The sequence below is a fragment of the Rhodanobacter sp. T12-5 genome (genome assembly GCF_008329435.1).
Taxonomy (GTDB): domain Bacteria; phylum Pseudomonadota; class Gammaproteobacteria; order Xanthomonadales; family Rhodanobacteraceae; genus Rhodanobacter.
In genome coordinates this window covers 104,303-121,877 of sequence record NZ_NPKN01000005.1, presented here as the reverse complement: position 1 = coordinate 121,877, position 17,575 = coordinate 104,303, and the positions used below count along the sequence as shown (strand labels likewise).

Sequence of the window (17,575 nt, the reverse complement as noted above, 5' to 3'; positions counted from 1 at the left end):
ACGAGTCCTCTGACGGAAACACGGACAGCACGCCCTCCGTGGCAGCAGAGCTATTTTTTCTTCGGCATGTAAAGGTCGGTGATGGTGCCTTCGTACACTTCCGCCGCCATGCCGATCGACTCGCTCAGGGTGGGATGCGGATGGATGGTGAGGCCGATGTCGGCCGCCTCGCTGCCCATCTCGATCGCCAGCGCCAGTTCGGAGATCAGGTCGCCCGCATGCACGCCGACGATGCCGCCGCCGACGATGCGATGGGTTTCCTCGTCGAAGATCAGCTTGGTGAAGCCCTCGGTGCGATCGATGCCGATCGCGCGGCCGCTGGCGGCCCACGGGAACTTGCCCACGCCGATCTTCAGGCCTTTCTCCTTCGCTTCGCGCTCGGTCACGCCGACCCAGGCGATTTCCGGATCGGTATAGGCAACCGACGGGATCACCCGCGCGTCGAAGTGGCTCTTCATGCCGGCGACGACTTCCGCAGCGACCTTCGCCTCGTGCGTGGCCTTGTGCGCCAGCATCGGCTGGCCGACCAGGTCGCCGATCGCGAAGATGTGCGGCACGTTGGTGCGCATCTGCGAATCGACGTTGATGAAGCCGCGCTCGGTCACCGCGACGCCGGCCTTGTCGGCGCCTATCTTGCCGCCATTCGGCGAACGGCCCACCGACACCAGCACGCGATCGAACAGCGTGGTCGCCGGTATGCTGTCGCCTTCGTAGCCGACCTCGATGCCTTTCTTGGTGGCCTTGGCGGAGACCACCTTGGTCTTCAGGTGCACGCCCTTGAGCTTGCTGCCCAGGCGCTTGGCCAGCGGCCGGATCAGGTCGGCGTCGGCGCCGGGGATGAGCTGGTCCATGAACTCGACCACGGTCACCTCGCTGCCCAGCGCGGCATACACGGTGGCCATTTCCAGGCCGATGATGCCGCCGCCGACCACCAGCAGTTGCTTCGGCACGTCGCGCAGCTCCAGCGCGCCGGTGGAGTCGACGATGCGCTCATCGTCCCACGGGAACGCCGGCAGCTTCACCGACTGCGAGCCGGCCGCGATGATCGCGTACTCGAAGCGGATCAGCTTCGCACCGTCCCTGGTCTGCACTTCCAGCTCGTTCGGCGAGACGAACGTGCCGCTGCCCTCGAGCGTGCGCACCTTGCGCTGCTTGGCCATCGTGGCGAGGCCGCCGGTGAGCTGGCCGACCACCTTGCCCTTGAAGCTGCGCAGCTTGTCAATGTCGATCTTGGGCGCGCCGAAGCTGACGCCATGCGCGGCCATCGCCTCGGCTTCGTCGATCACCGCCGCGGCGTGCAGCAGTGCCTTGGACGGGATGCAGCCCACGTTGAGGCAGACGCCGCCGAGGCTGGCGTAGCGTTCCACCAGCACGGTGTCGACGCCGAGGTCGGCGGCGCGGAACGCGGCGGTGTAGCCGCCGGGACCGGAGCCGAGCACGACCAGCTTGCATTCGATGTCGGCCTTGCGGCCGGAGCCGCCTGCGGCCTGCGGCGCCGGCGCAACCGGAGCCGCGGCCGGAGCGGCGGCAGGTGCGGGTGCGGCCGGTGCTGGTGCTGCCGGCCTGGGCGCCTCGGCTTCCGGCGCCGCGGCATCGCCGGCCACTTCCAGCACGGCGATCACCGCGCCCTCGGAAACCTCGTCGCCGACCTTCAATTTCACTTCCTTGATCACGCCGGCGGCGCTGGAGGGAATCTCCATGGTCGCCTTGTCGGACTCCAGCGTGATCAGGCTCTGTTCCTTCGCCACCGTGTCGCCGGCTTTCACCAGCACTTCGATCACCGGCACGTTGTCGTGGCCGCCGATGTCGGGAACCTTGATCTCGATCGTGTTCGTGTTTGTCATCGTCATCGCCTCCGGTCAGAGCAGCAGCCGGCGGATGTCGCCGAGCTGGTTGGCGAGGAAGGCGGCGAAGCGCGCGGCGAGCGCGCCGTCGATCACCCGATGGTCGTACGACAGGGACAATGGCAGAACCAGCCGCGGCGCGAATTCCTTGCCGTTCCACAGCGGCTTCGTCACCGATTTGGACACGCCGAGGATGGCCACTTCCGGCGCGTTGACGATCGGCGTGAAGTAGGTGCCGCCGATGCCGCCGAGCGAGCTGATCGAGAAGCAGCCGCCCGACATCTCGGCCGGGCCGAGCTTCTTCTCGCGCGCCTTCTTCGAGATCTCGCCGAGGTCGCGGGCCAGGTCGAGCAGGCCTTTCTTGTCGCAATCGCGGATCACCGGCACCACCAGGCCGTCGGGCGTGTCGACCGCGATGCCGATGTGGAAATATTTTTTCAGGATCAGCTTCTCGCCCGACTCGTCGAGCGAGGCGTTGAATTGCGGAAACTGTTTCAGCGCGGCCACTACTGCCTTGATCTGGAACACCAGTGGCGAAATTTTCAGATCCTTGTTCTCTTCGCCGAGCTTCTTTCGGAACGCTTCCATCTCGGTGATGTCGGCGTCTTCGTGCTGGGTGACGTGGGGGATCATCGCCCAGTTGCGCGCCAGGTTCGCGCCGGAGATTTTCTGGATGCGGGTGAGCGGCTTCTCCTCGATTTCGCCGAACTTGGCGAAGTCGACTTTCGGCCACGGCAGCAGGTTCAGGCCGCCGACCGAGGCGGACGCGCCGCTGACCGGACGCGCGCCGGAAGCGAGCGCGTGCTTCACGTAGGCGCTGACATCATCGCGCTGGATGCGGCCGCCGCGACCGCTGCCCTTCACTTGCTGGATGTCCACGCCCAATTCGCGCGCAAAGGCGCGGATCGCCGGGCTGGCGTATGGCGCATCACCGGGCATCACGATGCTGGCGTCGAGTGGTGGGCGGGCGCTGGGAGCGGCGTCGCCTTCGGGTGCGTTGCCGGGCTGCACGCCTTGGCCCGCGATCGGGGCGGGTTTGTCTTCCGGTTTGGGCGCAGCGGGGGCAGGCGCAGGTGCTGCCGGGGCCTGGGCTACCTCACCCCTGCCGTCTCCCGGGGCGGGAGAGGGGGGCGCGGCGACGGCTTCGTCGTCGACTTCTATCACTGCGATGACCGCGCCCTCGGACACTTCGTCGCCGACCTTCAGCTTCACTTCCTTCACCGTGCCGGCGAACGGCGCGGGGACTTCCATGGTGGCCTTGTCCGACTCAAGCGTGATCAGGCTCTGTTCCTTCTCGATCCGGTCGCCGGCTTTGACCAGCACTTCGATGACGGGAACGTCGGCGTGGCCGATATCGGGAACGCGGGCTTCTTTGAGGTCGGCCATGGTGACTCCTGCTGGCGATGGCGTGCCGCTCGGGGATGGCGGCTGCATACAAGGCCTCAATCATAGCGAAGGCACGCAGCATTCGTATGGCGGCTCGTGCAGTTTGCTCGGACTGTCGCTTACCATGCGTAGGCGTATGCATGACCTTGAGCGCACGCCTTGCCGCGGTCCATGCCCTACTCTCGTCTCACCAACAAGCCGCGCGGGGCGGCACAGGAAGGAACCCATGCTGACGATCCGTGACCTGTCGAAAACCTATGCCAATGGCGTTCGGGCGCTGCGCGGCGTCTCGCTGGACATCCCCAACGGCATGTTCGGCCTGCTCGGCCCCAACGGTGCCGGCAAGTCGTCGCTGATGCGCACGATCGCCACGCTGCAGGATCCGGACGAAGGCACGATCAAGCTCGATGACATGGACCTGCTCGCAGACAAGCAGGCGACCCGTCGCCTGCTCGGCTACCTGCCGCAGGAATTCGGCGTGTACCCGAAGGTCTCGGCCGAGGCGATGCTGAGCCACTTCGCCGTGCTCAAGGGCGTCACCGTCAAGAGCGAGCGGCGCGAACTGGTCGAGGCATTGCTGCGCCAGGTGAACTTGTGGGACGTGCGCAAGCGCAAGCTCGGCACCTATTCCGGAGGCATGCGCCAGCGCTTCGGCATCGCGCAGGCGCTGATCGGCGACCCGCGCCTGGTGATCGTGGACGAACCCACCGCCGGACTCGACCCGGAGGAACGCAACCGCTTCCTCAACCTGCTGGCCGAGATCGGCGAGCGCGTGGTGGTAATCCTGTCCACCCATATCGTCGAGGACGTCACCGACCTGTGCTCGCGCATGGCCATCATCGGCCAGGGTCAGGTGCTCCTCACCGGCGAGCCGATCGAGGCGATCCGCTCGCTGGATGGCCGGGTCTGGCGGCGCAGCATCGACAAGGCCGAACTGGACGGCTACCGCGCCCGCATGAACATCCTGTCCACCCGCCTCGCCGGCGGTCGCACCCTGCTGCACGTGCTGGCCGACTCGCTGCCGGAGGAAGGTTTCGAACCGGTCGCGCCGGATCTGGAAGACGTCTATTTCGGCCGCCTGCGCGCGCAGGCCACCGCCAAGGCCGCCTGACGCCCGCCGCCACGGCGGCGGTCATCCAGAAAGTACAGGGACGGAAATACCGATGTCATTCAAGAATACCCTTTTCGAAATATGTCGATTCGAGTTGCGCCAGCAGCTCAAGGCACCGCTGTTCTGGATCGTGGCCGCCGCGTTCGGCGCTCTCGCCTTCGCCTTGAGCAGCACCGATGCGGTGATCCTCGGCGGGGCCAGCGGCAACGTGTTGCGCAATGCACCGCTGGTGATCGTGCGGCTGCTCAGCGTGCTCACCGTGCTCAGCATCTTCCTGGTGACGATCTTCGTCGCCGGCGCGGCGCTGCGCGATTTCGACCATCGCACTTCGGAGCTGTTCTTCACCACACCGATGAGCCGCGGCGCCTATCTCGGCGGTCGCTTTGCCGCCGGCTACGTCGCGGCGCTGGCGGTCATGCTGACCTGCACGCTGGGTATCGCCATCGGCGGCATGATGCCGTGGATCGACGCGGCACGCCTGGGGCCGGCCAGCTGGCACGGTTACGCCTGGGCGTTCGGCGTGATGGTGATCCCGGACATGCTGTTCATCGCCGCCTTGTTGTACCTGCTCGCCACCACCACCCGCTCGCTGCTGGCGACCTACATCGGGCTGATCGCCTACTTCGTGCTGCAGGGCATCGTCGGGCAGCTGACCAAGGACGTGAACAACCACTTCATTGCCGCGATGCTCGACCCGTTCGGTGGCCGCACGCTTGCACTGGTCACGCGCTACTGGTCGGCCGACCAGGCCAATCACGAGCTGCCGGCGCTGGCCGGCGTGCTGCTGTTCAACCGGCTGCTGTGGATCGGCGTCAGTCTGGCCATGCTGGGCGCCACCGTGGCGCTGTTCCGGCCGAATCGCGAAGGCTTGCAATTGCCCAGGCGCAAGAAGCGTGCGGAGCCGCCGATCCTGCTCCCGCCCGGCGGCGCCGCCGCACTGACCCTGCCCCGGGTAAGACTGGCCGACGGCCTGCGCGCGCACCTGCTGCAACTGCGCACGCAGTTCGCGTTCGACACGCTCGGCGTACTGCGCGGCGCGCCGTTCCTGATCATGCTGGCGCTGGGCGTGGCCAACCTGTTCGGCGCCTTGCTGCTCTCGGGCCAGATCTACGGCACCGCGACGTGGCCAGTGACGCACCAGGTGCTGGAGAACGTGCGCGGCGGCTTCCAGTGGCTGCTCTACATCATCATCACGTTCTACGCCGGCGAGCTGGTATGGCGCGAGCGCAGCCAGCGTTCGGCCGAGGTCAGCGATGCTTTTCCGGTGCCGGACTGGGTGCCGCTCACCGCCAAGCTCGGCGCACTGGTGGCGGTGATCGCCACCTTCCTGCTGGTCGGCGCGCTGGTCGGCATCGGCTGGCAGCTAGGCCACGGCTATACGCACCTGGAGCTGGGCCTGTATCTGGAAACGCTGGCGTTGCAGGCGATCCCGTTCGTGCTGCTGGCGGTGCTGGCGCTGTTCGTGCAAGTGCTGTCGAACAACAAGTTCCTCGGCTACCTGCTGACCATCGTGTGGCTGGTACTGAGCGCGATCGGCTTCGACCTGCTGCACTGGGAGCAGCACCTCTACAACTACGGCACCACGCCGGGTGCGCCGTACTCGGACATGAACGGCTTCGGCCACTTCCTCAAGGGCGTGCTGTGGTTCGACTTCTACTGGGCCAGCTGCGCGGTGGTCCTGGCGGTGCTGGCCGCGCTGTTCTGGGTGCGCGGCACCGGCCACGCGTGGCGCGATCGCTTGAACGAGGCGCGCGCGCGGCTGCATGCGCCGGCGGCGATCGCGATCGCGCTGGGCCTGTTCGCGTTCATCGGCAGCGGCAGCTGGATCTACTACAACACCAACGTGCTCAATCATTTCGAGAACAGCACTGCACAAACCAGACAGCGCGCCGACTACGAGAAGAAGTACGCGAAGTACAAGGATCTGCCGCAGCCGCGCATTACCGCGGTGAAGGCCGACGTCGACATCTACCCGTACCAGCGCCGGCTGGAAATCCGCGGCCATTACACCCTGGTCAACAAGCACGCTGCGCCGATCAGCGAACTGCACGTCAATTACACCGACGACTTCAAGCTGAAGTCGCTGCAGTTCGCGCCGCACGACACGGTCAGCAATGACAAGGATCTGGGCTACACCATTTATCGGCTGAAGACACCGTTGGCGCCGGGTGCGTCGATGTCGTTCGACTTCACCCTGGAATACGCGCCGAAGGGCTTCACCAACAGCCCCGAAGGCACCTTCCTGGCGCACAACGGCACGTTCTTCAACAACCAGATGTTGCCGCAGTTCGGCTACCAGACCCGCTACCAGATCACCGACCGCAACGACCGCCGCAAGTACGGGCTCAAGGGCGAGGCGCCGCGCATGCCCAAGCTCGGCGACGAAAAGGCGCGCGGCGATACCTACATCAGCAACGACGCGGACTGGATCAGCTTCGACACCACCGTCTCCACCGCCGCCGACCAGATCGCGGTGGCACCGGGTTACCTGCAAAAGGAATGGACGGCCAACGGCCGGCATTATTTCCATTACACGATGGACCAGCCGATGCTGCCGTTCTTCTCGTACCTGTCGGCGCGCTATGCCGTGAAGCACGAGATGTGGAAGGGCGTGGACATCGCGGTGTACTACAACCCGGCGCACGCGTGGAACGTCGATCGCATGATCCAGGGCGCGAAGGATGCACTGGACTACTACGACGCCAACTTCACGCCGTACCAGTTCCGCCAGCTGCGCATCCTGGAGTTCCCGAACTACGCCAGCTTCGCGCAGTCGTTCGCCAACACCATCCCGTTCTCCGAATCGATCGGCTTCATCGCCGACCTGCGCGACAAGTCGAAGATCGACTACGTCTACTACGTCACCGCGCACGAAGTGGCGCACCAGTGGTGGGCGCACCGGGTGATCGGCGCGAACATGCAGGGCTCGACCATGCTCAGCGAATCGCTGGCGCAGTACTCCGCGCTGATGGTGATGAAGCACAAGTACGGCGCCGACCAGATGCGCAAGTTCCTGAAATACGAACTGGACGGCTATCTGGCGGGCCGTGCCACCGAAAAGCTGGCCGAGGAGCCGCTGGCCAAGGTGGAGAACCAGCAGTACATCCACTACAAGAAGGGCTCGCTGGTGTTCTACGCGCTGCAGGATTACGTCGGCGAGAACGCGCTGAATGCGATGCTCAAGCAGTTCCTGATCGACAAGGGCTTCCAGCAGCCGCCATACACCACCTCGCAGGAATTCATGGACGCGCTGGGCAAGGCGCTCGGACCGAAGTGGCAGCCGCTGCTTGACGACCTGTTCTGGAAGATCACCCTGTTCGACAACCGCATCACCGATGCCACCGCGAAGAAGCTGCCGAACGGCAAGTACGAAGTGACCCTGAAGGTGCACGCCGGCAAGGTCTACGTTGACGGCACCGGCAAGGAGACCGCGGCGAAGCCGGATATTCCGATCGACATCGGCGTGTTCGCCGCCTCGTCCAGTGCCGGCAAGGACGGCAAGCCGCTGTACCTGGAAAAGCGCCTGCTGCCCGATGGCGACAGCACGATCACGGTGACCGTCGACAGCCTGCCCGCGCAGGCCGGCATCGACCCGTACAACGAGCTGATCGACAAGGTCTCCAGCGACAACCGCCGGGCGGTGACGGTGCAATAGACGACCGCAGCAGATGCGGATTTCACTTGACCACGGGCAGACATTCTGAGATCCGCGTTCCTGCGAAAGCGCGCCGCTGTCCGAAGTCATCGGGAGTGGAAACCGGGAACGCCCCACGCGCTTCGACGGTTTATCCTGCCTGTGGGAGCGACTTCAGTCGCGATGCTTTTTGCGCAGACGCCGCAGAACTCCAAGAGCATCGCGACTGAAGTCGCTCCCACAAACGTTCGAGGCTTCCGATCCGGTCGGGACCAGGAGCCGCGTCCGGCAGCGAGCCATGCGCGGCGGCTGTTCCGCGCGATCGGGTCGACTCCGGGCTTCAGCGTGCGGCGAGCTGCCCGGCCGGCTTGTCGCGCCCCGCTTCCGGCACGATCAGTTTCAGCGGTGAACCATCGGCGAGCCGGAAGCGAAACTGTTGCTGCAACCGGTCGAGCGCCTGCAGGCGTGGGCAGACCGCCTTGACGCGCGCATCGAGCTTGCCCGAGCGCGCATCCATCTCCTTGTCGACCGACTGATCGACCGTATCGGCACGCGCCTCGACATCGCTGGTGCGACCGGTCAGCACCGACCACAACACGTGACGCGTGAGCGAGCTGGCCAGCGCGTTGGCGGCATCCGTCATCGGCTGTTCGAGCGCCCGCCCGAGACCCTGCTGATCCCAGCGCTGCGCGTTCATGTGCGCGCCGAGCTCACGCAACGCATCGCGACGTTGTTGGTTGAGCCCGTCCACCAGCGCATCGCGATGATGCCGGCTGCCGCCAACGTCGCCGCCACGATGGCCAGCGAATCGAACCCGATGCCCACGGCCTCCTGCGCGATGCCGGCCATCTTCGGCAGCAGTTCGCGCATGCCGGCCTCGTAGTCGCGCAGGCGTGCCGCATCGTCGGCCGACACTGCAACCGCGCGCCCGTCCACGCTCAACTGGCCATCGTGCATGAACACGTCCGTCGGTCGCGCGTCGCTGCGGCTGAAGTCGACGCCGCCCGACTTCACCTGCACGTCGTAGACACTGTCGTAGCCGCAGTGATCGCCTTCGATACGCATGTCATGGGCCTGCACCTGCGTCATCGCAGCCAACCCCACAGACACGCAAAGAACCACCCATCGTTTGCGCATGATCGTTTCCCCGTGGGCGCGGACGGTCATCGTCCGGACGCGGCCTGGATGCCGCGTCATGCCAACAAGGTTTAAGGCAACGCCGATCCGTCACGCCGGCATGAGCCGGTGGTCACGCCGTGCCATCAGTCATGTGCAGGCGGGACGAATGGCACATCGACCTCAACGAATGGACGTCCATTTGCGGGCGCGCGATCGAATGCAGGCAGCGCCGCTCAACCTCGCCCGGACACCGTCGATGGCGGGGGTTCGGCGGTCCAGCGGATATCCATCGGGATGACCGGGATGCTGATCCTTCCGGCGTCGATCTGCTGCTTGATGGCACGCAACAGGTCGGTCTGCACGGCCCAGCCGTCGGCACTGCGGGTCCAGCCGCGCAGTACCAGGTTCACCGTCTGGCCGGCCAGGCTTTCGATCCACACGCCGGGCGCGGGATCCTTCAGCACGCGATCGTCCGCTTCGAGCAGACACATGATCGTGCCCATCACCTGGTCCGCCTCGTCGCGATGGCCGATACCCAGCTTGAGCTCGAAACGGCGCGTACCCAGCCGGTTGAAGTTGACGATGACGTCGCTGCCGATTTTCGCGTTCGGCAGGATCGCCTCGCGGTTGTCCGGCAGGATCAGCAGGGTGTGCATCAGGTTGATGCTCTGCACCGTGCCCTCGGTGCCGCCGGCGGTGACGTAGTCGCCGATGCGGAACGGCCGGAACACCACCAGCAGCACGCCCCAGGCCAGGTTGCTGAGCGACCCCTGCAAGGCAAGGCCGATCGCCAGACCGCCGGCACCCAGCGCGGCCACCAGCGGCGCCGACGGCACGCCGGCCTTGGTCAGCGCCATCACGATCAATACCGCCACCAGCACGCCATAGATGAGGTTGCGCAGGAAACCGCTCAGGGTGACGTCGACCGCGGCCCGCCGCAGCGCGCGCTGGCTGAAATTGGCCAGTCGCGCGGCCAGCCAGGTCCCGACCAGCAGGATCAGCAACGCCACCAGCAGGTTCAATCCGGCACGGATGACGCCATCGGAAAGCGTGGTTCCGAGCAGGTTGTCGAGAAAGTCATGCATGGAATCGGCTCGTTTGAAAAGCCGCCACAGCGTATCAAACCGGTCATGAAGCCGCGTCGAGGATCGCTCGGCAACTGCGTACCGACCTGTTTGCCGCGCAGATCCGAAGCCGCCTTCAAAGTCGACGATCCTCGATATCGCTGACACGGCCGCCGACGATCGTCACCACGGTGACATGGTCGCCGCGGCGGTAGCGCCATTGTTCGCCGCCTTGGTGGTTGTCCAGCACGCGGACGCCACGACGACCGCCGCGGCGGCGCGACTTGTGCGCGTGCGATTTCGACGTGGGCTTGCCCAGCAACGCGACGACCCGCTCGCGGCTGTCGCCGGCGGTGAGCACCCGGTTGCCCACCCGCAAGGTGCTCGATGCGTGCACCGCGGCACTGAAGGCGAACAACGCAACGATAAAATGAACACGCATGACCTGCTCCCTGGCCTGACTGGAAATCCTGCAACCCCGAATAACCGTCTCGCGACGGCGCTTCCGCTTCAGCTGCGGCGATCGTCGATGTCGGCGACCTTGCCGGCAATGATCGTCACCACGACCACGTGCCCCTTGTCGCGGGCGTATTGCCAGCGCTCGCCCAGATGTGCGCCGAACTTGTTCTCCACCGGCTCCTTGAACGCCGGCGTGCCCAGCAGGGCGATCGCATGTGCGGCGGTATCGCCGACTGTCAGCACCTGCTGACCGATGCGCAGGGTCTGCCCGGCCTGGGCGGCCAGGCTGAAAGCCAGCAACGAAATCAGCAAGAGATGGCGCATCACGTGCTCCTTTTCAGCGAAAGGATTTCAAAACCCCGCATTCGGCCCGGCCAGGTAGAACATCTCTTCGGACGTGCTGGCCCGGCCGAGCAACGCGTTGCGATGCGGAAAGCGGCCGAAGCGCGCGATCACCTCGCGATGGCGCCGAGCATAATCGAGAAACCCCTCGAACCGCTCGCGATGATCCAGCGGCGCCTCGGCGCACAGCGCCTCGAACAGGGCTACCGAACGCTGCTGCAGCGCCATGTCTTCGGCGTGTTCCAGCGGCAGGTAGGCGAACACGCGCTGCAGCGGGGGCAGTTGCCGGTCATCGCCGCGGGCGATGCCTGACAGCGCAACCTCCTGCGCGTGCGCGTCCTGTGCCCAGGCCTGTGGGTCGTGGCGGTGGATGTTGCGTGAAAACTGGTCGAGTACGATCAACCACGCCAGCCAGCCCAGCGGGATGGTCTTCCAGTCGTCGAGCGCACCTCGTGCGGCCGCGTCCAGCAGGCGACCGAAACGGTCGCGGATCTGCTCATCGAACGCCGCGTCGACATCGAACCAGCGCGGCATGTTCGCTTCGGCAAACCAGAACGCCAGTACCTCCTGTGCAGCAGGCGACATCTTTTCACCTTCAGTAGCGTGCAGCACCACCCAGATTATCCAAATCGAGATGAATGTCACGCAGACGTGAAAGTTGCCGGCGCAAGGCCAGCGTGTCGGGAGCCGGCGCGGTGGCTATCGCCCGCTCGAACGCTCCCAGCAAGGCGGCTTCCTGATAGGCCAGTGCGCGGATCCACGCGTTGTCGGGGCGGGCGGCAAGCCTCACCAGCCACCCGGCCAGGTGACGTCGGCCGACTCCGCGCCAACTGCCGTGCCGACGCGGCGTACCGCCCTCGGCGCGTCGCTGTGCCTGCAGATCGGCAATCAGCAGATCCAGCGTCTGCGCGCTCTCATTCAGCACCACCCGCAAACCCGGCTCGCATTGTCGGGCGGCGTGGCGGTACAGCCGTCGCAGGTCGATGGCCTGGCGCAGGAGAGCATTGCAGCTGGAAGGTTGGAATCGCGGCGGCATGGCCGCCTCCGGTGGGCGATGAGCGTGGGGGAGCATGGTCGCGCCGACGCACTTAGCGGGACATAAACCCGGCGGCACAGGCCGAACAACGGTCAGCCGGGGGTCACTCTGGCGTCTTCAGGGAGCGATCTGCAGCAGGTTCAACGGACGCCCGTCACTGCCGCGCACGCCCTGCTGCAATTCGGCGAGCCGCTGGATGGCCGGGCACAACGCTTCGATCTGCGGACGCAAGGCCTGCATGCGCTGTTGCAGCCGCGGCTGCAAGTCGCTGGCCAGGGCGCTGGCGCGATCACGCAGACTCGCGGCAGATTGAAGGTCGCCTGCCAGTGCCGCGTCGAGCGCTTGCTGGCCGAGGTCGGCCGCCACCACCGGCAACAGGTCGGCGGCGACCTTGTTCGCATATTCGCCGGCGACGTCGCCCTGCCAGTCGTGCGTGCTTCGACTGGTCGCAATACGCTGCCGGAGTTGGTCGGCGTGCACGCCGAGCCGGCGATCGAACTCGGCGCGGGTTGCCGGGGCCAGGCCCATGCCGTCGGCTTCGGCGCGCATCGCGCGCATCGCCAGATCCACGCCGTTCCGGGCGACGACGCGCACGCGCGGAACCAGCGTCCGCAGGTCGCGCTCGAACAACGCCAGCCGATCCTGGTCCTCCGCATTCAGATGCACGGCCACGCCGTCGGTACGCAACGCACCGTGCTGAAGCTCGACATGAAATGGCGCTGGCGAGGCACGATCGAACAGCAGGCTGTCGGTCTTCAGGGTGACGTCGTAGCTGCTGCTGGCATGGCAGGTAGCCGCCAGATCCTGCGCCTGCAGCGGCAATGCGGCGGACAGGAACAGCACAATGGCGAGCGAGCGAAGTGGACGCATCAGCATGATCCGGCGGGCAAAGGACATCAGCGATACCCGCTGCGCCACCAACCGAGGCTGAATGTGCCATGGCATGCCGCCCGGCGCGGAGCCCGACCCATGCCGTCTGTCGCGGCGAACTCAGCGACGCCGCTGGAACTGCGCCCGCACCGCCGGCCGGCCGAGTTGCCAGGCCAGCCAGAGCAGCAGCGGTATCGCGATCGCCTTCAACACCAGGGCTACCTGCCAGGTGCGCTGCGCCCGATCGATCATCCACAGCGCGATCTGGCCAAGCTGCGGCTGCGCCATGGCATGTTGCCGTGCGGCTTCAAAGTCGCCCGACTGCTGCAGCATCAGCACGCCGGTAACCAGCGCCCATGCCGCCAGCAGCACCGCCAGCACTTGCATCGCCGGGCGCGCCCACGACTGCCGCAGGATGCAGCCGGCACACACCGCGATGACCACCAGCGCCGCCGCGAGATACGCATATTCGGCGTGCCGCAGGTATTGCACGCCGCCCAACGCCGCAAGCAGCAGCGCCACCCACGGACCAACCGCCCAGAGCGAAAAGCGCCGCGCCGACGCCGTGTCGGCGCGCACCGCCAGCGGCATCAGGGAGCCGCCTTCAGGGTCGCCAGGTCGCTGAGCACCTGGGCGGAATTCTTCTCCGGATCGACGTCGACGTAGACCTTCGCGATCCGGCCTTGCGGGTCGATCAGGAAGGTGGTGCGCTTGGCGTAGTGCATGCCCATGTGCGAAGTCAGCACGCCGTAGGTGGTGGCGACGCTGCGATCGGCATCGGCCAGCAGCGGGAACGGCACGTGGTATTTCTTCGCGAATTCGGCATGCGACTTCACGTCATCCAGGCTCACCCCGACCACATCGGCCCCGGCCTTGCGCAGCTTGGCGATGTCATCGCGGAACGTGCACACCTCGGTGGTGCAACCGGGCGTGAAATCCTTCGGGTAGAAATACATCACCAGCCAGTGGCCGTGGAAATCGGCCGGCGAACGCCAGTGTCCATTCTGGTCTTGCAGTCGGAACGTGGGGGCGGCTTGGCCGACCTGCGGCGTGGCAGCGAAGGCCGGGGCGATCAAGGCACACAGCAGGGTCAACACGAGCAGGCAGGACAGACGACGCATGGCGCAACTCCAGCGGGAAACGAAAGTACGGCCCCGGCAGTTTACGCTCACCCACAAAGAAGGGCGCCATCAAGGCGCCCTTCTTTGTGGGTGAGCGGGAGTATCAGCGCTTGCTGATGGTGAACTTGCCCACCGAGACGCCGAGGTTGACGCCCTGGCCGGTACCCGTCAGGGCCAGCGAGGTGGTGCCCTTGGTCAGTACCTGCGCGCTGGCGCTCTTGACCACGCCCGCCTCGGCGCCGGCCTGTGCGTAATCGCCATACACGTCCTGGATACTGTGCACGTTGCTGATTTCGCCCTTGCCGTTGTCGATGTGGTATTTGCCCGCGGTGAGGCCGCCGCCGACGACGGTGATCTTCACGCTCGCTCTCTGGCCGTTGTCGCAAGTGATCATCCCGCTGCCTTGGGCATGCTTGTAGATCAGCGACCAGCCGGACAGGTTGTAGGTGAGGTCACATTTCACGCTGGCTTCGGCGGCTCGTGCGTTGCCCGTCGGCAATACGGTCATTGCCCCCGCGCAGGCCATTACCAGTGCAGCCATTCCAAAAGTACGCTTGATCATCGGTATCTCCTTGGTTTTCCCATGCGGGTCGTAGTGTCGTGTCCGCGTCATCAGGAGCCCTTGGGGTGGCACCTGGTTACGCGGTGATCGAATCGTGTGCAGGAAAGTGTGACAGCCGCGTGCAGGTCCACGCGCCCCCGTTCAGCTTTGTGATCCTGGTGCATGGACAACCGCGCGCGGCGCAAACTGCAGTTGCATGGACGCCGGGAGCGCGGCACCGTGTCCACGTGGGGCATGTCCTGAAGGCATGGCCTCCGACGCCCGATCACAGCAAAGGAGCATTCATGGTCAAGTATTCCCTGGTCGGTTATGACGGCTCCGATGCCTCCCGCCGTGCATTCCAGTTCGCCATCGACCTGGCCCGTTGCGCCAACGGACGGGTTCGCGTGGTGTCGGTGCTGCAGGTGACCGAAGGCGGCGCCGACGCGTCGGCCCTGATGATGGCCGACTCCGGCACCCGGCGCGTGCAGGAACTGCTGGAAGAGCTGACCTCGATCGTGCCCGACGCCACCACCCTGGTCGACGTCGAGATGGTCTACGGCAGCCCCGGCGACGTACTGCTCGGCCAGATCGATCAGCATGGCGTCGACCACATCGTGATCGGACACACCGAGCGCGGCGCGTTGGCGCGCTGGCTGCTCGGTTCGGTTTCCAGCAACGTTCTGGCCCGCGCCCATGTGCCGGTGACGGTGGTGCGCTGAGAGAGGCCGGACATGTGCCGGACAGCGAGTCGGTCGGGGTTAATCCGGCAACGCGGCGAAGCCGTATGCTGTGTCATCCCTTTGTCATGCGCTGGCCGACGGGTCGGACGCAACCGTTGCGCACAGGAAACCGCTTGAATTATTCCGCTGCCCTGCCCTGGACTCTGGAGAGTCTCGCCCTCGACCAGATCGAGGTCGCCCGCATTCGCCACGACGAAGACCTGTTTTTCCTGCTGTGCAGCTCGTCGTTTGTCGAGAGCGGCTCGGATCTGTACACGCAGAACCTGATCGATCACTTCGCCGACGACCAGGAACTGCAGGGCTGGCTCAGCCAGCACTGGCAGCACGAGGAATTGCAGCATGGCCGCGCGCTGGCCGCGTATGTGCGCAAGGTATGGCCGGAGTTCGACTGGGATACCGCGTTCAAGGCGTTCTGGAACGAGTACGGCGCAGTGTGCACGGCCGAGCAGCTCGAACCCTGCCGCGGGCTGGAGCTGGCCGCGCGCTGCGTGGTGGAAACCGGCACCGCCAGCTTGTACCGCGCACTCAACGAGATCACCGACGAGCCGGTGCTGAAGCAGCTGACCGGCCAGATCAAGAGCGACGAAGTCCGCCACTTCAAGCACTTCTACCAGCACTACCGGCTATACCGCGAGCGCGAGGGTTTCGGCCGCTACAAGGTGTTGCGCACCATCCTGCGCCGGGTCAACGAGATCAAGAGCGAGGACAGCGACATCGCGCTGCGCCACGTGTTCAACCAGTGCTACCCGCAGCACCTTGGCAACGAGACCGAGTTCCGTCGCATCAGCGATCGCGCGCAGGGCCTGCTGCGGCGGCACATCCCGGCCGGCATGACGGTGAAGATGCTGCTCAAGCCACTGGACCTGCCGCCACGGCTGCAGAAGGCGCTGGAAAAACCGCTGGCGCGCGTGACCGAAAAGCTGTTCCTGCACTGAAGCGGCGGAGCCGAGGGCGTCATGGCTTGTCCGTCGGCGAGCGCGGTTTTTCCTCGATCTTGCGTTGGGCTTCCCGCGCGGCCTTCAGCTTGCTCACGTCGATCGGGCGGATCTGCGTGATGGTGCAGGGGACATTGCCGCGCCCGGTCAGTATGTGGTCGAAGCCGGCCATCACTTCATGCATGTTGGAAGTGAGCCCGATGGCGGTGGCGAACGGCAACTCGTTGCATCCGGGTACATCGAGCAGCCACGCCTGGTTGGGCCGCGTATAGACGGCCAACTGCTGATTGCCCAGCGGCTCCCATGAATACAGCGAGCCGAAGAAGCGGAAGCTGCGCACCGGTGCGCCAGTCGCGGCCTGGTACGCGGCCTGGCGCTGGCTCTCCCGCTGGGGGTAGTTCGTGGCGCATCCGCCGAGCAAGCCACCGAACACCAGCACGCCGACGATCAGGCATGAGCTGGGGATACTGCGAACAAGCATGGGAACCTCCCACTGCACGCACGCGCCGCTGCAGTCGAATGACCGTGTCGATAAAAGCCTATTCCCGCGGACGTCGCGGCCACGTCACGAGCGGGCCCTCCACGCCATCGGGCATCACTGGACCTGCTTCTTGCCGCCCTTGTGCCCGGCCTTGTCCAGCGGCGCCCATTTCGACGGATCGAAGCCACCCACTTCATAGACCAGTGCCTGCTTCTTGTCGCCATCGGCCAGGGTCACGTTCAGGGTGATTTTCTTCGCCTTTTCCAGCATCGCGATGAAGGCCTTGTCGTCGCGGATCATCAGCGCCGGCTCGCCGGTGGAAGGCGCAAATGCCTTGATGCCCACCGGCTTGCCGTCGACCGTGCCGGCGATGGTGCAGTTGCCGCGGCAGAAGAAGCCGGGCTTGCTGCCGTACAGGAACACGCTCTGGCCCCAGCTGGTGTGTCGGCGCAGCACCAGTTGCACGCGGTCATTGCCCGAAGGCTGGCTGTTCTGGATGGTGGCGGTGGACTGCGTGCCGCCGGCCATCGGCGACACCTGGTACAACCACAGCCGGGCCAGCCGGCTCTTCTCGCTGGTCTCGGTGTAGCGCTTCTCGATCGCAGGCAGGGTCTTCTGCACTTCCTTCGCGGCATCGCTGTCGGGAAACCGGTTGACGATGTCCTTGCCCATCGACACCGCCATCTCGTCGTTGTGGATGCGCAGCAACTGGCGATAGGTGTCGAGGTTGCGTGCCGCATCGGCGGCCTGCGTCTGGGCTTGCTGCTGTTGCGCGGTCGGTGCCGGCGTGCCGGGCGAGCAGCCGGCGAGCAGCCAGGTGGCGCATGCGGCGATCAGGGCGTAACGAAGAAAGGCGCGATTCATCGGCGGCATCCAGGCGGAAACAGGC

The 17,575-nt window shown here is 65.7% G+C and carries 19 protein-coding genes; 4 read left to right on the top strand and 15 right to left on the bottom strand.

Annotated features, from left to right (window positions below):
• Nucleotides 1-50: 50 nt before the first annotated feature.
• Both lpdA and aceF read right to left on the bottom strand, forming a co-directional pair.
• Nucleotides 51-1,844 (bottom strand): dihydrolipoyl dehydrogenase, encoded by a 1,794-nt coding sequence (gene lpdA, locus CIW53_RS11630; RefSeq protein WP_149364890.1) that lies wholly within the window; start codon nt 1,842-1,844, stop codon nt 51-53.
• 15 nt (nt 1,845-1,859) lie between these two features.
• Nucleotides 1,860-3,278 carry a dihydrolipoyllysine-residue acetyltransferase gene (gene aceF, locus CIW53_RS11625; protein WP_149364889.1) on the bottom strand — a complete coding sequence of 473 codons (1,419 nt, stop codon included), beginning with the start codon at nt 3,276-3,278 and terminating at the stop codon, nt 1,860-1,862.
• 178 nt (nt 3,279-3,456) lie between these two features.
• On the opposite strand from aceF, the gene CIW53_RS11620 reads away from it, so the two are divergent.
• Together CIW53_RS11620 and CIW53_RS11615 are read left to right on the top strand one after the other, a co-directional pair.
• Nucleotides 3,457-4,341: an ABC transporter ATP-binding protein gene (locus tag CIW53_RS11620; protein WP_149364888.1), complete on the top strand. Its 885-nt coding sequence runs from the start codon at nt 3,457-3,459 to the stop codon at nt 4,339-4,341.
• A gap of 52 nt (nt 4,342-4,393) precedes the next feature.
• Nucleotides 4,394-7,996 carry a M1 family aminopeptidase gene (locus CIW53_RS11615; protein WP_149364887.1) on the top strand — a complete coding sequence of 1,201 codons (3,603 nt, stop codon included), beginning with the start codon at nt 4,394-4,396 and terminating at the stop codon, nt 7,994-7,996.
• A 319-nt stretch (nt 7,997-8,315) separates the two neighbouring features.
• On the opposite strand, the gene CIW53_RS18075 is transcribed toward CIW53_RS11615, so the two are convergent.
• From CIW53_RS18075 to CIW53_RS11560, 11 genes are all read right to left on the bottom strand, one after another.
• The gene (locus CIW53_RS18075; protein WP_277949633.1) at nt 8,316-8,672 is read right to left on the bottom strand and encodes a DUF2884 family protein; all 357 of its coding nucleotides are present in this window, start codon (nt 8,670-8,672) and stop codon (nt 8,316-8,318) included.
• Nucleotides 8,669-9,112 (bottom strand): DUF2884 family protein, encoded by a 444-nt coding sequence (locus CIW53_RS18070; RefSeq protein WP_172969649.1) that lies wholly within the window; start codon nt 9,110-9,112, stop codon nt 8,669-8,671. Before CIW53_RS18070 ends, CIW53_RS18075 begins: the two co-directional genes overlap by 4 nt.
• Nucleotides 9,113-9,327: 215 nt before the next feature.
• Nucleotides 9,328-10,179 carry a mechanosensitive ion channel domain-containing protein gene (locus CIW53_RS11600; RefSeq protein WP_149364884.1) on the bottom strand — a complete coding sequence of 284 codons (852 nt, stop codon included), beginning with the start codon at nt 10,177-10,179 and terminating at the stop codon, nt 9,328-9,330.
• A 115-nt stretch (nt 10,180-10,294) separates the two neighbouring features.
• Entirely contained in the window at nt 10,295-10,600 is a 306-nt protein-coding gene (locus CIW53_RS11595; RefSeq protein ID WP_149364883.1) for a DUF2845 domain-containing protein, read from the bottom strand.
• 68 nt (nt 10,601-10,668) lie between these two features.
• Nucleotides 10,669-10,941 carry a DUF2845 domain-containing protein gene (locus CIW53_RS11590; protein ID WP_149364882.1) on the bottom strand — a complete coding sequence of 91 codons (273 nt, stop codon included), beginning with the start codon at nt 10,939-10,941 and terminating at the stop codon, nt 10,669-10,671.
• A gap of 27 nt (nt 10,942-10,968) precedes the next feature.
• On the bottom strand, nt 10,969-11,544 hold the full coding sequence (locus CIW53_RS11585; RefSeq protein ID WP_149364881.1) for a DUF924 family protein: 576 nt from the start codon (nt 11,542-11,544) through the stop codon (nt 10,969-10,971).
• A gap of 10 nt (nt 11,545-11,554) precedes the next feature.
• Nucleotides 11,555-11,995 (bottom strand): DUF2383 domain-containing protein, encoded by a 441-nt coding sequence (locus CIW53_RS11580; protein WP_149364880.1) that lies wholly within the window; start codon nt 11,993-11,995, stop codon nt 11,555-11,557.
• A 117-nt stretch (nt 11,996-12,112) separates the two neighbouring features.
• A complete protein-coding gene (locus tag CIW53_RS11575) occupies nt 12,113-12,865 on the bottom strand; it encodes a DUF2884 family protein (protein ID WP_172969648.1) in 753 nt (250 codons plus the stop codon).
• Nucleotides 12,866-12,985: 120 nt separating this feature from the next.
• Complete coding sequence (locus CIW53_RS11570) at nt 12,986-13,456, bottom strand: hypothetical protein (RefSeq protein WP_149364879.1); 471 nt, start codon at nt 13,454-13,456, stop codon at nt 12,986-12,988.
• Nucleotides 13,456-13,986 (bottom strand): peroxiredoxin, encoded by a 531-nt coding sequence (locus CIW53_RS11565; protein WP_149364878.1) that lies wholly within the window; start codon nt 13,984-13,986, stop codon nt 13,456-13,458. The genes CIW53_RS11570 and CIW53_RS11565 overlap by 1 nt, the downstream gene beginning before the upstream one ends.
• Nucleotides 13,987-14,089: 103 nt before the next feature.
• Nucleotides 14,090-14,548 carry a hypothetical protein gene (locus CIW53_RS11560; protein WP_149364877.1) on the bottom strand — a complete coding sequence of 153 codons (459 nt, stop codon included), beginning with the start codon at nt 14,546-14,548 and terminating at the stop codon, nt 14,090-14,092.
• 284 nt (nt 14,549-14,832) lie between these two features.
• Between CIW53_RS11560 and CIW53_RS11555 the strand changes: the two genes are divergently transcribed.
• Together CIW53_RS11555 and CIW53_RS11550 are read left to right on the top strand one after the other, a co-directional pair.
• A complete protein-coding gene (locus CIW53_RS11555; RefSeq protein ID WP_149364876.1) occupies nt 14,833-15,249 on the top strand; it encodes a universal stress protein in 417 nt (138 codons plus the stop codon).
• Between the two features lie 134 nt (nt 15,250-15,383).
• Complete coding sequence (locus tag CIW53_RS11550; RefSeq protein ID WP_149364875.1) at nt 15,384-16,205, top strand: ferritin-like domain-containing protein; 822 nt, start codon at nt 15,384-15,386, stop codon at nt 16,203-16,205.
• 19 nt (nt 16,206-16,224) lie between these two features.
• On the opposite strand, the gene CIW53_RS11545 is transcribed toward CIW53_RS11550, so the two are convergent.
• Nucleotides 16,225-16,686 carry a DUF6491 family protein gene (locus tag CIW53_RS11545; RefSeq protein WP_242451873.1) on the bottom strand — a complete coding sequence of 154 codons (462 nt, stop codon included), beginning with the start codon at nt 16,684-16,686 and terminating at the stop codon, nt 16,225-16,227.
• Between the two features lie 114 nt (nt 16,687-16,800).
• On the bottom strand, nt 16,801-17,550 hold the full coding sequence (locus CIW53_RS11540) for a hypothetical protein (RefSeq protein ID WP_149364874.1): 750 nt from the start codon (nt 17,548-17,550) through the stop codon (nt 16,801-16,803).
• Nucleotides 17,551-17,575: the final 25 nt, after the last annotated feature.